Source organism: Agrobacterium sp. LY4, from assembly GCF_001526585.1.
GTDB lineage: Bacteria > Pseudomonadota > Alphaproteobacteria > Rhizobiales > Rhizobiaceae > Agrobacterium > Agrobacterium leguminum.
This window is the reverse complement of record NZ_ASYA01000017.1, coordinates 38579-52129: the sequence shown is the minus strand read 5'-3', so window position 1 is coordinate 52129 and position 13551 is coordinate 38579. Positions and strand designations below refer to the sequence as shown.

The 13551-nt window shown below is 56.2% G+C and carries 13 protein-coding genes; 9 read left to right on the top strand and 4 right to left on the bottom strand.

The window, feature by feature from the left end; all coding sequences use genetic code 11:
* Positions 1-1197, bottom strand: coding sequence for a Tm-1-like ATP-binding domain-containing protein (locus L904_RS16075; protein WP_020812745.1), 1197 nt, complete (start codon positions 1195-1197; stop codon positions 1-3).
* A gap of 130 nt (positions 1198-1327) precedes the next feature.
* Between L904_RS16075 and L904_RS16070 the strand changes: the two genes are divergently transcribed.
* From L904_RS16070 to L904_RS16040, 7 genes are all read left to right on the top strand, one after another.
* Complete coding sequence (locus tag L904_RS16070; RefSeq protein WP_020812744.1) at positions 1328-1993, top strand: GntR family transcriptional regulator; 666 nt, start codon at positions 1328-1330, stop codon at positions 1991-1993.
* An 89-nt stretch (positions 1994-2082) separates the two neighbouring features.
* On the top strand, positions 2083-3336 hold the full coding sequence (locus tag L904_RS16065; protein ID WP_020812743.1) for an ABC transporter substrate-binding protein: 1254 nt from the start codon (positions 2083-2085) through the stop codon (positions 3334-3336).
* A 1-nt stretch (position 3337) separates the two neighbouring features.
* Positions 3338-4345 (top strand): carbohydrate ABC transporter permease, encoded by a 1008-nt coding sequence (locus L904_RS16060; RefSeq protein WP_020812742.1) that lies wholly within the window; start codon positions 3338-3340, stop codon positions 4343-4345.
* Entirely contained in the window at positions 4342-5169 is an 828-nt protein-coding gene (locus tag L904_RS16055; protein ID WP_020812741.1) for a carbohydrate ABC transporter permease, read from the top strand. The genes L904_RS16060 and L904_RS16055 overlap by 4 nt, the downstream gene beginning before the upstream one ends.
* Positions 5170-5171: 2 nt before the next feature.
* Positions 5172-6263 (top strand): Gfo/Idh/MocA family protein, encoded by a 1092-nt coding sequence (locus L904_RS16050; protein WP_020812740.1) that lies wholly within the window; start codon positions 5172-5174, stop codon positions 6261-6263.
* A 13-nt stretch (positions 6264-6276) separates the two neighbouring features.
* A complete protein-coding gene (locus L904_RS16045) occupies positions 6277-6657 on the top strand; it encodes a cupin domain-containing protein (protein WP_020812739.1) in 381 nt (126 codons plus the stop codon).
* A gap of 29 nt (positions 6658-6686) precedes the next feature.
* A complete protein-coding gene (locus tag L904_RS16040) occupies positions 6687-7754 on the top strand; it encodes an ABC transporter ATP-binding protein (protein WP_020812738.1) in 1068 nt (355 codons plus the stop codon).
* An 83-nt stretch (positions 7755-7837) separates the two neighbouring features.
* On the opposite strand, the gene L904_RS16035 is transcribed toward L904_RS16040, so the two are convergent.
* Positions 7838-8611 carry a type 1 glutamine amidotransferase domain-containing protein gene (locus L904_RS16035; RefSeq protein WP_031234424.1) on the bottom strand — a complete coding sequence of 258 codons (774 nt, stop codon included), beginning with the start codon at positions 8609-8611 and terminating at the stop codon, positions 7838-7840.
* Between the two features lie 179 nt (positions 8612-8790).
* Between L904_RS16035 and L904_RS16030 the strand changes: the two genes are divergently transcribed.
* On the top strand, positions 8791-9702 hold the full coding sequence (locus L904_RS16030) for a LysR family transcriptional regulator (RefSeq protein ID WP_020812736.1): 912 nt from the start codon (positions 8791-8793) through the stop codon (positions 9700-9702).
* 137 nt (positions 9703-9839) lie between these two features.
* On the opposite strand, the gene L904_RS16025 is transcribed toward L904_RS16030, so the two are convergent.
* Complete coding sequence (locus L904_RS16025; protein WP_031234423.1) at positions 9840-10835, bottom strand: AraC family transcriptional regulator; 996 nt, start codon at positions 10833-10835, stop codon at positions 9840-9842.
* A gap of 429 nt (positions 10836-11264) precedes the next feature.
* Here L904_RS16025 and L904_RS16020 point away from each other — a divergent pair, with 429 nt between their 5' ends.
* Entirely contained in the window at positions 11265-12275 is a 1011-nt protein-coding gene (locus tag L904_RS16020; RefSeq protein WP_020812734.1) for an AraC family transcriptional regulator, read from the top strand.
* Between the two features lie 25 nt (positions 12276-12300).
* Here the strand turns inward: L904_RS16020 and L904_RS16015 are convergent, their stop codons facing one another.
* Complete coding sequence (locus L904_RS16015) at positions 12301-13521, bottom strand: ABC transporter substrate-binding protein (protein WP_020812733.1); 1221 nt, start codon at positions 13519-13521, stop codon at positions 12301-12303.
* Positions 13522-13551 lie beyond the last annotated feature (30 nt).

The window sequence follows — 13551 nt, the reverse complement described above, 5'->3', positions numbered from 1 at the left end:
TCAGGCGGTAATGTCGCGAAAATTGGCAGCGAGAGCGGTTGCGAATTCCGGGCTGTTGATATGGGCGTCGATCTCCAACAGTTTTCGGTTCGGTGCATCCTGCCATTGCATCCGGATGGCCGAAAACAGGGCATCATCTGCTGCGGGGTCGTGGAACGTCTGTCCCGGCGCGTCGAGTGCCGATACGCCCCGTAACGGCAGAAGAAAACGCACCGGGCCCTCCATGCGGTTCAGCCTTTCGACGATAAAGCTGCCGATGCGCCTGTTTTCATCCGGCGTGGTGCGCATCAGAGTCACCTGGGCGTTGTGTATATGCAGCAGACGGTCACGGAAGGCGGGGGGCAGGGTCTCCATAGCGCCGAAATTGACCATGTCGACGGCGCCGACCGAGCCGACATAGGGAATTTTGGTGCGGATGACGGCGCCAAGGCGGTCGTTCGTTGCCGGAAACACGCCGCCGATCAGAAGGTCCGGAATCTCTGTTGTCGTAACGTCGATGACGGCCTGTAACAGGCCCGAATCCGCAAGCTTTTCCATCGACTGGCCGCCGACACCCGTAGCGTGGAAGACGAACAGCTCGTAGGCTTCGCCCAATAGCTCTCGAAGCTGCGTGACGCAGCCGGTGGTGACGCCGAACATCGTCATGCCGATACCCGGGCGATCATCTGCCGAAGGTGTCTGGGCATGTGCAGCCATTCCTGCTGCTGCTCGGGCGGCATTCCCTATGACCCTGCGAGATATGGCGTTAAGCCCGGCGATATCCACGATCGAATACATCATCGCGATGTCGTTTGGACCGATATACGGAGCGACATTGCCCGATGCCACTGTCGATACCATTAGTTTTGGCAATCCCACTGGCAGGCCGCGCATGGCCTGGGTGACGAGAGCGGTGTTACCCGTGCCCCCGAGACCGAGTACGGCACCGATATCGTCTCGCTTATCAAGGAAAACAGACAATGCCTCAGCCATAGCGGATATGGCCTTGCCGCGGTCTGTTCGATCAAGCACGGCGCCGGCGCCGAGGGGATGGCAAGCCGCCACGTCCTTTGCGGCCACATCCGCGCCAGAATGGACGCCTTGTGTCCCCACGTCGACCATGACGACGTCAGCACCGGCTAGCCGCGCCATGGTTCTGGCAAAATCCAGCTCAGCAAATTTTGTATCGCAGGTGCCGATAATATACACCTTTCCCATTGTTATTCCTCCCGTTTTTGACCGTTCCCCTCCAGGATGGCCGGTTTTTTCGTAAATTTTCATTTTGCATATTGTATATTATTTTGGATATTGCATACTTAATTATCGAAATCCAGATGGAAATTTAATCATGAATGCTCCCCAACATCAGACGCTTCGCGAGCGGATTTATGAGGAAATCGTTCGCTTGATCGTATCGGGAGAACTGCCGAGCGGTGTGTCTATCGATGAAAAGCTTTTGACGGAGCGGCTTCAGGTAAGCCGCACGCCGTTTCGCGAGGCGATCGGCACGCTTGCCAAGGAAGGGCTGATCGAGATCAAGCCCTATCGCGGCTTCTTCGTCAGAAGCTTCAGCCGCAAGGAGATTGAGGATCTCTATGAGTTGCGCAAAACGCTGGAGTGCTTTGCCGTGGAGCTTGCTGTTCCGCAGATGAGCGACACCCACATCGCCGGCTTCGAGCGGATACTGGATGAGGCAGTGGCGGCATTGCGGCGTGGCGACCTTCAGACTTACGGCACGCGCGACCGGGAGTTTCACGAGACAATCGCCGAATTGTCCGGCAGCGCGCCGCTTATCGAAACATTGGCAAGGCTTGCCCTGCAGATACAGATCTGCCGCGCTATCGCTAATGAAAGCAAGGAATTTGCCGAACGGGCGGCACAGGAGCGCGACGATATCCTGCAAGCGTTCAGGGCGAGAGATATTCCTCGTGCCAAGGCGCTGATGCATGCGCATATCAGCGATGTTCAGCAGGCGGTGCTCACCCGCTTCAGGAAGGAGATCCCGGCATCATAGCCAGGTTATGGGAAGGGGTGGGAGGTCCCCCTTTTCCAATAAAAAGGGAGGCAGTGTCCACATCGTGGCCTGCTCAGGAGGAGGAAGAAATGCTGAAATTTCTTGCAGGCGGTGTCGCCGCGCTGGCCATCTTCGCCGGTTGTAGCGCGGTCAATGCCGAAACGCTGAAGATGTGGGGTCCGGAGCAGATCACCGAGCCGCTGGTGGCCGAGCTGTGGAACGGCATAAAGGCAGATTTCGAAAAGGCCAATCCGGGTGTAAATGTCGAATTCATGCCGCCGACCGGCACGATCAGCAACGGCGCCGTGCAGTCCGCGATCCAGTCCGACGCGGGGCCGGACGTTATCCTGACCAATTCCGGCATCGGCCGCGTCAGCATCGTGAAGAATGCCAGGCAGGTGATGCCACTTACCGGCCAATATGAAAAGCGTGGCTGGAAGGATGCGATCTATCCGTGGCTCTATACGGAGCTTAAAAGCCAATTCGGTGGCGAGATTTATGAGGTGCCCGACGGTCTGGACGCATTGGGTATCTGGTATCACAAGGACATCTTCGCAAAGGCTGGCTGGAAAATCCCCGCCACATGGACGGAGTTCGAAACCCTGCTGGCGGACATCGAGGCCAAAGGCCTGCAGCCGATTGCCATCGGTCCGCGCACCGCCGGCAGTGCCGGACACCTGTTCGGCAATCTGCTGCAATCGGCAAGCGGCAGGGAGGCGATCGGCAAGGCCTTGCGAGGTGAAATCGCCTGGGACGATCCGAAGATATCGGCGGGCGCCTTGCGTCTGCAAAAGCTGGTGGAAGCGGGATACATCAAGAAAGAAATGGCGGGTCTTGATCTCGATGGCGCCGCGCGGCTGTGGTTCAACAAGCGCGCCGCAATGTTCGTCGCCGGTCCATGGTTCACGGCCAATGCCCGCAAGGCCGGATATGATCTTGCCAATGCCGGGTATTCGCCCATGCCCTCCGATCTGCCCGGTGAGGCAATACCCACCGGAGGTGTCGGCTGGAGCTGGCTCGTGCCGGTCAATTCCAAACAGCCCGAACTCGCAATGAAATGGATCGATTTCATGCTGTCCGACGCCGTTATGAAGAAGCGTGCTCAGGCGTCGGCCAGCACCATGATCTATCCGCGCGCACTCACCGGTATCGAGCCGCCAACCCCCGTGCTCAAGGAGATATTCGCAGCCGCTGAGGGTGGAGTTGGCTACAATCCCAGCGTTTACCTGCCCGCCTCAGTACTCGACACCTATTTCCAGGTGATTCAAGGGCTGATCGCCGGACAGGTCACCGGTGAGGTCGGGATGAAGCAGGTCCAGGCAAAAATGGCAGAGGCGAAGTAAGGTGAGCATTCGCGAAACGTCCGGGAGCAGCAACGCTGCTCCCCTCGGCGACCGCGCCGATGGAGCCGAGGCAATGGTGGCCGCTGCAACCGGCCGAATTTTCAAAAAACGGCGGCAGACCAGTACCGGCGGCCGCTTCGACAGACACGACACCCGAAGCGCGATCTGGCTGATGGCGCCTGCGCTTGCGCTTTACGCGGTTTTCAGCCTTGCGCCCATAGCCGCGACATTCTGGCTAAGTTTCAACAGTTCGGCCGGTTTCAACACGGCATCCAGCTTCGTGGGCCTCGACAATTACGCTGCAACCGCCGCCGACCCCATCGTCTGGCTGAGTTTGTGGCACACGTTGCTGTGGTTGATTTATCACGTCGTTCTGGCTGGAGGATTGGGTCTCGTGCTGGCGCTTGCCATCAGCCGGTTGAAGGTAACCCAGGTTTTCTTTCGGACGGCGTTTTTCCTGCCGCATCTGGTATCGCTGGCGGTGGTGGGGGTCATCTGGGCCAACATCTACGATCCGTTCTACGGTTTGCTGAACACCGCGCTTGTGGAAATGGGCCTCGGCGCTTTCACGAAAGGGTGGCTTTCCGATCCTGCTCTGGTGCTTTTTTCCGTCAATGTCGCAAGTTCTTGGCAGGGCTTCGGCCTTTACATGCTGCTTTTCATCGCGGGATTGCAGAATATTGACCGGTCGCTTTACGACGCCGCTGAAGTGGACGGCGCCTCTGCTTTCCAGAAGCTCGTGCATGTCACACTGCCGGGACTGCGCGAGGTAACGACCTTTGTCGTTTCGCTGGCCATGATCAACGGCTTGAAAGGATTCGCGACGGTCTTCGTCATGACAAATGGCGGACCATTTTACCAGAGCGAGTTGATCACCACTTACATCTACCGGCTCGCCTTCCAGTCGCAGGATCATGGGCGAGCAGCCGTCTTGTGCATTCTGCTCAGCCTGTTGGCGATTGTCATCACCCTCGTCTTCAACCGCTGGCGCGCGAGGTTGTCCCAATGAGTACCCGTCATCGTGAATGGCCTGTCGTGCTCGGCCTCTTGCCCGCCGCGCTGCTTGTTCTCGCGCCCTTTGTCTGGCTCATCCTGTCAAGCCTCAAGACCGAAGCCGAGATCGGGCAGGCTAATCCATATGCGTGGCCCGCAGATATGATGTGGCGCAATTATCAGGATGCCTGGCAGATCGGAGGGTTTGGAGAGCTGGTGGGCAATAGTCTGCTCAACCTGACAGGCGTTGTGCTTCTGTCGCTGCTGACCTGCATCCCGGCCGGCTACGCTTTGGCCAAGGTCCGTTTTCCCGGCCGGGAATGGTTGTTCTATGTCTTCATTCTTGGGCTGACGGTTCCGATCCAGGCTATCGTCATTCCGCTCTATCAGGTGCTGTTCGGCTTGAATCTGGTGAACACGCTTTCGGGTATCGTGCTGGCCCAGGTCAGCAGCGGCATTCCCTTCGGCATCTTCCTGATGCGCAGCTTCTTCATCAGTGTGCCGGACGAATTGATGGAGGCGGCAAAGATCGATGGCGCTTCCCACCTGCAGATTCTGACACGGGTGCTGCTGCCGATTTCGACACCGGCGATCCAGGCGCTGGTGATTATCAGTGCGCTTTCCACCTGGAATGATTTCTTCCTGCCGCTGATCGTGTTGATCAGCCCCGAGGTGCAGACCCTGCCTCTCGGTCTGGTGCGGTTCGCAAGTACTTATGCCTCTGAATACCGGTTGGTTTTTTCGGGCACTGTCATCTCTTTTCTGCCGATCATCATTCTCTACATCCTGATGCAGCGACGTTTTACCGAAGGGCTGACACAGGGTGCAATCAAGGGCTGACCATGTCACACCATGTCCAGCGGGAAATCCGCTATAATTTCGAATTCGAAAACCGCATTAAAGCCTGCTTTATCGGAGCTGGCGGTCATGCATATCGCAACGTCTACCCGGCATTGCGGTATGCGCCGGTGGAACTGCTCGGCATCTGCGATCTCGATATCGATCGTGCTGCCAAGTTCGCCAGGCTGTTCGGCGCCGAGAGGGCCTATAGTGATCATCACGAGATGCTTGCCAGGGAAAAACCCGATCTGGTGTTTCTCGTGACAGCCTATCGCCCCGACGGACGCGTTCAGGCCACCGATCTTGCGTTGGACGCGCTGAATGCCGGGTGCCACGTCTGGATGGAGAAGCCGACGGCGGCCAGCATCGAGGAGATCGAGCGCCTGATGTCGGCCAGTGCTTCGGCAGGGCGCATGGTAATGACGGGGCTGAAGAAAACTTTCTTCCCGACCATCGAGAAGCTCAAGGACCTGATCGGCTCTTCGGAATTCGGCAGGCTGACATCTATCAACCTGCGCTATCCGCAAAGCCTGCCGGTGCCGGATGAACGAACAAATCTCGTCAAGATGCAGAGCTTCCTCGATCACATCTATCATCCTGGCTCGATTCTCAACTTCCTCGGCGGTGAAATCGAGCGGGCCAGCTATGAGTGGGAACCGGTCACGGGGGCTACTCTCACCAATATACGGTTTCGCTCCGGCGCCATCGGCACCTTGCATTTCGCTGCTGGCCAGTCCGGCAGCAGCCTGTTCGAGCGGGTCGAGATCATCGGTGAAGGCGCCAATGCCATTGTCGAGAATGGCAGCAAGCTGACCTATTTTCGCAAGGCCGACCTACCGGCCTATGGTCGCGCCGCAAGCTTCATCCAGCCGGACGCGAATGCGGCGCTTGTCTATGAGCCGGAACATTCGCTCGGTCAGCTCTACAACAACAATCTCTTTTATCTCGGCTATGTACCGGAAATCCTGCACCTGACCGACGCGATCCAGTCCGGGCGGACGATTACCAAGGGCACGCTCGCCATCGCACGGGAGATCATGAAGCTCTTCGAACTCTACCGCACCGCCGATGCCGGCGTCACTATCAACCTTTGATCCGGGGACCGACATGACAGAAAACGACATTATTTTCAGGAAGGCGGCTGGCGAGTTCGTACCGACATCCTGGGGCGAACTGAACTGGAAGATCACCGGCGAAGGCGCATCCGGGGCCGAAATGACCTTCGGCACCTGCCGGATCAATCCTGGCGAACGCAACCAGCTGCATTCACATCCCGATTGTGAGGAAATCCTCTATGTTGTCTCCGGCAGTTGTGAACACAAGCTGGGCGACGCGCTCTATCTACTGCAACAGGGCGATGCGATCCGTATCCCCCGCAATATCCGCCATTGGGCAAGGGCTCTCGGCCCGGAGCCGCTATTTGCCCTGATCGTATTCTCATCCGGCCAGCGAACAGCCGTGAACCACGAAGGCGAAGGGACGGCCTGAGGGCCATTCGGGAGGAAGAGGCGCAGAATATGGCTTCGATTGAATTGCAGAATATCCGCAAAAGCTACGGCAGCTTGCCTGTCATCCACGGCATCGATGTCGTCATCGAAGATGGCGAGTTCATCGTCCTGGTCGGTCCCTCGGGATGTGGAAAATCCACATTGCTGAGAATGATCGCCGGGCTTGAATCGATCACCAATGGCCGACTCTCCATTGACGGCACAATGGTCAATGATCTGCGATCCAAAGATCGGGACATTGCCATGGTATTCCAGAATTATGCCCTCTATCCCCATTTGACCGTTGCCGGAAACATGGGTTTTTCACTTCAGCTTCGCGGCGTGGCAAAGCAGGAAATCGCGAAGCGCGTGGAGAATGCGGCAAGGATTCTGGCGCTCGAACCTTACCTCGACCGGTACCCGCGCCATCTCTCAGGGGGGCAACGCCAGCGCGTGGCCATGGGCCGTGCGATGGTACGCGACCCAAAGGTTTTCCTGTTCGACGAGCCGCTGTCCAATCTTGATGCCAAGCTTCGCGTGGCCATGCGCTCCGAGATCAAGGAACTGCATCAGCGGCTGAAGATCACCACCGTCTATGTTACCCACGACCAGACCGAGGCGATGACGATGGCGGATCGCATCGTGGTGATGAGGGATGGCTTTGTCGAACAGGTAGGCACGCCGCTCGATATCTATGACAATCCCGCGACTACCTTTGTTGCCGGTTTTATTGGTATGCCGCCGATGAATCTGATTAAAGGCCGCATACAGGCGGACGATCCCAAGATTTTTCGCACCATCGGCGGTATTCCCTTGCCGCTGCCGGCGAGCAGAAAATCCCTAAGCCGCGAGCGTGTTCTGTTTTACGGAGTCCGACCGGAAAAGTTTTCCATCGTGAAGGAAGGCAATATTCCCGCGCGCGTCGTTTTGGTCGAACCGACCGGCTCCGAAACCCAGATAACGGTCCTTATGGAAGAGCAGTACCTGACAGTGTTGATGCGCGAGCGCGTCTCATTGCGTCCCGGCGAAACGGTATTCCTTAGCCTGGATGCAGGCAACGTCCATCTTTTCGACGAAGAGACTGGCCAACGTGTTTAGGCGATAAAACCCAATTCGATCGGGGATGGAATTTTGTTCTGGCGCCCCGTCCGACAGGACGGGACGCCAGCCGAGGAGCGAGCTTATTGCGTTTTCTTTTCAAGGGCCTTGACGATTGCTTCGGCGAACTCCTTCGCCGAGGCCGGGTTCTGACCGGTGATCAGGCGTCCGTCGACGACGACACGGCTCTGGAAAATCGGCGCTTCCTCGAATGTTGCGCCGGCGTCTTTCAGCGCGGCTTCAAGCTCGAATGGCACGATCTTGTCGTAAGCGCGGGCGGCTTCCTCTTCGGCTGTGAAGCCGGTGAGTTTGCGACCCTTGATCAGGCTTTCACCGTTGCTCAGCTTGACATCGATCAGCCCCGCGGGGCCGTGGCAGACGGCGCTGACGATGCCGTTACTTTCGTAAATCTTACGGACAATATCCTCAAGTTCCCTGTTGTTGCGGAAGTCCCACATGGGACCGTGACCGCCGACCAATTGAACGGCGGCGTATTGGTCCGCATCCACGTCGGAGAGCTTGATCGAGTTGGCAATCTTGTTCCGATGTTCCGGATTGGTCCAGAAATTCAGCGTTGCGCGGTCCTTGAGATCGAAACCGTCAAAGGGTGAGAGGCCGCCTTTGGGGCTTGCAATGTCGAAGTCGATGCCGGCCTCGTCAAAAACCTCAACCGGGTGCGTCAGCTCTGGGAACCAGTAACCGCCGACGAGTTCGGGTGTTTTTTTGTCGAGGCTGGAAACGACGATCAGGATTTTTTTCTTGGCATTGTCTGCCTGCTGGGCGAACGACTGCGCGGGTATGGCGGCCAGGGCTGCAATGGCAACGCACAGACCGGCGACGTGATTGACGATGGACATGCTCATTCCTTTAGCTTGTTGCGACACCCACCATATGTCCGGCCTGACCGTGCAAAATAAGCCGTCTGCCGCTAAATGGATTGTTTAGAAAATCAACTTAATTGAACTGTATTCGGTCGAATAATCTCCATATTTCGCTATCATGGCCTTTAGAACCGCTCTGAGAACGAAAGACATCGATGACTCGCCACAATGCATTTGACGGTCTTTCCGAATTCCTGGCGATTGCGAAACACCACAGCATCCGCAAAGCTGCTCTGGAACTGGGCGTGACGCCGGGGGCGATCAGCCAGGCCTTACAGAAGCTGGAGCGACGGCTGGCGACACCTTTGTTTCATCGGACGACACGCAGGATATCCTTGACCGAAGCGGGAGACATGCTGCTGGCAAAGATCGCCCCTGCGGCAAAGCTGATCGAGACGAGTTTCGAAGAAACGCAGCAATCCACGACGGAGCCCTCCGGCACCTTGCGGCTTATCGTCGAGCGGCTGGCATTGCCACACGTCATCGAGCCGATATTGCCGGCATTTCGGGAGGCCTGGCCGCTTATCAAAGTGGATATTACGGTCAGCAACAGACATGACGATTTCATATCGCAAGGCTATGATGCAGGCATTCTCATCGGTTCATACATTGCACAGGACATGATTGCGGTGAGGCTCTCGCCACCTTTCAAATGGGCGGTATTTGGCTCGCCAGACTATTTCAGGAAATACGGCTGCCCCAAAGTGCCGAATGATCTGACGGAACATCAATGTATCCGCTTCCGCCGACCGGAAAAGGGTGACATTTACCGATGGGGGTTTGTTGAAGACGGCCAGAATGTGCGCATAGAACCCAATGGACCAATCACGGTCAATGATGGTGAACTCATGCGGAAAATTGCGGTGCAAGGGCTCGGGCTTATTTATTCCTCGACGTTTCACACATCGCAGGAACTTTCAGCGGGGCTTCTGGAGCCTGCCTTGCTGGAATACTCGCAAGGTGAGGACGGGCTCTTCCTGTACTTTACGAAAACTGCCCAGAACCAGCCCAAGCTACGTGCCTTTATCGATATTTGTTCGAAGCTAAGGCGTTCATCTTCGGCCTAGACGCTGTCGTCGCTCGCTATGGGAGCGCATTGGCCATCCTGTGAACACGATAAATGGGGCGGCTGCATGTTTGCTTTTGGCAGAGAAAAATTTGGCCGGAAAAACGTCGACGGTCACGCGGATTGCCCGGCAGGCGATTATTTGATCGTCCGCGATCGTCTTTTTGTGTCTGACGGGTTTTCTCCATAGGCTGCCCGATAGATCGCGGAAAAACGGCCGAAATGAAAAAAGCCCCATTTCAAACTGATCTCTCTCAGCGATTGCTGATTAAAGGGATCGAGCAAATCCTCTCGCGCAGCCTGCAAGCGAATTTTCCGCAGATAAGCGGAGGGTGTGATGCGCTTGAAGTCGCGAAAGCTAACCTCAAGTGCGCGAAGGGAAGTGCCCGCAGCCTCGGCCACGTTTTGCATGGTAAGCGGCTGCCCTATGTTTGAATGCATGAATTCGATGGCACGGTTTACGTGTCGCGGCGATAGGAGATAGACTCTTTTGTCGAGAAGGTAGGAGAGACGATGGGGCACATGCCGGATAACAAGATCGGCCAGCGCCTGCGTTAAATTCGACATTGCGATAGGAGATCGCAGCAGTGGGCCATCGTTGCGCATGCCAAGAATAATCGTCTCAACCAGGCTGCCGATCAATTGACCCGTACCTGTCGAAAGCTCGATGATAGGCTCGAGGTCCATTGGCCCGACCAGAGGGGCATCCAATGCGGCGGCAAAGGTTCGAGAGAGAGTATTCCAATTCAGACTGAGCGTATCCGAGCGGTGAAAACCGCCTCGGACATCAACCTGTTCCGGCTCGTGGTTATTCGTAAGTAACAGCCGCCCCTGCGTGCCTTCAATTATATTGTTACCGAGTTTCACATCGACAGAACCGGAACGGGGCAAAAGAATTGCCAGGCATTCCGGTGTCTGCTCAATCGTTCTCGCTCCCCAGCCGCCGCAATCCTGATTGCTGACCAGTGACAATTGCTCATTGCCCCAAAAGCCGACTTTCCAGTCGAGTAACTGTCCTCTGTCTGTTCGCCATGCCTCGAAATGACCGAAACCGGCGGTCAGGGCACTGACCATGTCATCAAAGGTTTCACCCTTGAGCTGAGGATTAAAATCCGGAATTCGGTTTTCTATCATGGAAAGCCAGAGATGATACGAAGCCTGGAAACCGAACTTGAAACATGTCCGGGACAACAAGGGGCTGCATCTTGATATTGTAAGCAATCAAAAGATGAAATGCTTAAGCATTTTAGCTTCCGTTGCTTGGTTTGATCATAACCGCAGCGCAATAGTGCAGGAAATAAGCCGCAGGAGCGGTTTCTTTTTAATTATCCATTTATCGCATGATCATCCGATTTGCGCAATTATGTCTGGTCTTTGGAATTAACCTATGGAAATTAAAGGGTTTTAGGCTAATCGTCTTAAACATGTCACACGGGTTTTCATCGCCGGAGCGTGCTTCAATCCAGGTCATGTCAGCGAGACGATTTCAGTGGCGACTGGATTTTCATATCAGCCGGTCCTGATCCTCCCAAACGAGCCGGTTCTTTTGCCGTGAGATTGCTTATGGGTGTCAAACTCTCGGGGCGGAGCGGACAACGTTTCAGTCCTCCACCCAAAGAAGCCCCGCGCTGCCTGGAATACAGGGGAGGCGACCCCGAGGAACTGAGTGCGCTGTTATCGACAACGTCGTCACCGCTTACCGTAACGCCGCAGACGGACGGCACTCTTTTTTTTAACTGCCGATTTTTCTCCGTCGGTGGAACAACGCTTGCGAAGTGCACCTATGGAGGTGATCTTCTCATCCAAAGAGAGGTGCCGAGCGACAAACTGCTGGTGTTCCTGCCGATCAGCGGAGAAGCTTGCTTCGGGAGACATGAATTTGTTTCCTTACCCGGAACAGGCACCATCCTGGAAGGTGAGGCGATGACCGGAGCAACCAGAATAGTGGGGCCGAGAAGCCATTTCGCTCTTTTTCTCGAGCGCCGGAAGATTACCCATATCCTTTCCCACTTACTCGACCGTTCGGTTACCGGAAATCTGGACATTCAGCCGACGATCGATCTTACGGCTGGCGCAGGCAGGATGCTAATGCGTATCGTAGACGATATGCACAGCCTGACTGCATCGCAAAGCGGGCTGGAAGCTTCGCCTTTGAGCTTGAACGCTCTTTACGATGCGGCAATCTATCTTTTGCTGGAGAACTGTCATAGTCGCTATTCGGCCGAGCTTGCATCCCACGTAGCGTCTCCGTCTCCGCGCCATGTCAAATGGGCGATTGACTTCATGCATGAAAACATTTCCGCCGCCCTTTCACTGACGGATATCGCTGTTGCGGCGAAAGTGAGTGTCCGCACGCTGCAACAGGGTTTCCGGGAGTTTCAGAACACCACGCCGATGGCGTATCTTCAAGATATCCGTCTGGCTGCTGCACATGACGATCTCCTGCATTGCGATCCCGGCTTGAGCGTCGCCGATATTGCCTGCAAATGGGGGTTTAGCCATATGGGGCGATTTGCGGCGGATTATTCCCGCCGTTTCGGCCAGCTACCGTCGCAGACGCGACGCCGATACTGACAGCGCAGGGCTGACAGATCGCCATCTAGTGCTGGATCAGGAGATCGACGAGCCTTTGCTGCGCCTGTTGAGGGGAAATGCTTTCGTCATTGAAGAAGTCACCGACAATGCCAATCCAGCCTTCCGACATCTGGCTCGGCATGGCCTGCGACTGTGCGCTGACCTCGCCGTTTTTTGCCCGGATCATTTCCAGCCCAAGTTTACCGCAACGGTCGAGGATGGTCGGATCGACATCGATCCGGACGGGGAGGGAACCTTTGATGCGGCTGAAGGCGACTTGATTGCCGCTGTCGAGGACCATGCGGGCGAATGCCCGCTGTGCATCCGCCACGCCGTCCCGGTTGGCTATGGGAAATGCGAATGCGTCGATTACCATGAAATATGCGATTGATGTGCCGGGGACGAGGCTGCAACCAAAATCGTCATCGACGCGGTAGCCTCGCGTTATCAATTCGCCCTTTGCCCAGTCTCCCATGAACTGCATGCCTGCTTCACCGGCGCCAACTGCGGCTGCGGCATCTGCCCAGGTCTTGTTTTTTCGTGTTTCATAGGGCGCGGCATATCGAGACAGACGCCGAAGCATACTCAATGCCTCGGTCATGCGTGGATCCTGAACCAGTGCCGCGTCACCGCCCATCAGTCCGGCATATCCCTGCGGTCCGAAGACGTGGTAAATAATGTCATTGAAGATAAGCGAGGTTTCCCATCGAGCCCCGCCAATTGCAATCGCGATCTTCCCGGAGATTTTGATCCTCTCGGCTGTTTCGAAAATTTCGTTCCAGGATCGCGGTTCGGCGGCGGCGACTTGCCCCAGAACCCTGGTGCTCGTCCACAGCCAGTTTTCTGCATGGATGTTGGTCGGGGCGAAATATACCTTTCCTTTGTAGGATATCCGGTCGAATACGGTTGCGGGAATGATCTCGCGCCAGTGATCGGCCCGGGCGACATCGTCTATATCCTGAACGACCCCCATTTCCGGCAATTCCCGCGAACCTTCGTTAGCGTTCCATTGCATGACGGCCGGAGCATAGCCGTTTGCGATGCGGTCGCTCACCAGCCGCTGATCGGCAACCTTGTTTTCGACCGGGATGTCAGCCCATTGATTGCCTGCGGCAGACCAGTTTCTGCGGAATACGTCCAGCGCAGCGGATTCACTTTTAGACACCCAGAAATGGACCACATCGACCGACATGCCGCTGCCGGCATTGGCAATGCCTGGTGCGGCGGCTGATACGAGGAAAGCCATCAGCCATAGTCGTTTATGCACATTCATTTG

Bases quoted from the DNA above. Each gene is read 5' to 3' on its own strand.
- L904_RS16015 (WP_020812733.1), bottom strand. From the start codon at position 13,521: ATGGCTTTCCTCGTATCAGCCGCCGCACCAGGCATTGCCAATGCCGGC.
- L904_RS16040 (WP_020812738.1), top strand. From the start codon at position 6,687: ATGGCTTCGATTGAATTGCAGAATATCCGCAAAAGCTACGGCAGCTTG.
- L904_RS16030 (WP_020812736.1), top strand. From the start codon at position 8,791: ATGACTCGCCACAATGCATTTGACGGTCTTTCCGAATTCCTGGCGATT.
- L904_RS16050 (WP_020812740.1), top strand. From the start codon at position 5,172: ATGTCACACCATGTCCAGCGGGAAATCCGCTATAATTTCGAATTCGAA.
- L904_RS16020 (WP_020812734.1), top strand. From the start codon at position 11,265: ATGGGTGTCAAACTCTCGGGGCGGAGCGGACAACGTTTCAGTCCTCCA.
- L904_RS16055 (WP_020812741.1), top strand. From the start codon at position 4,342: ATGAGTACCCGTCATCGTGAATGGCCTGTCGTGCTCGGCCTCTTGCCC.
- L904_RS16045 (WP_020812739.1), top strand. From the start codon at position 6,277: ATGACAGAAAACGACATTATTTTCAGGAAGGCGGCTGGCGAGTTCGTA.
- L904_RS16035 (WP_031234424.1), bottom strand. From the start codon at position 8,611: ATGTCCATCGTCAATCACGTCGCCGGTCTGTGCGTTGCCATTGCAGCC.
- L904_RS16070 (WP_020812744.1), top strand. From the start codon at position 1,328: ATGAATGCTCCCCAACATCAGACGCTTCGCGAGCGGATTTATGAGGAA.
- L904_RS16025 (WP_031234423.1), bottom strand. From the start codon at position 10,835: ATGATAGAAAACCGAATTCCGGATTTTAATCCTCAGCTCAAGGGTGAA.
- L904_RS16075 (WP_020812745.1), bottom strand. From the start codon at position 1,197: ATGGGAAAGGTGTATATTATCGGCACCTGCGATACAAAATTTGCTGAG.
- L904_RS16065 (WP_020812743.1), top strand. From the start codon at position 2,083: ATGCTGAAATTTCTTGCAGGCGGTGTCGCCGCGCTGGCCATCTTCGCC.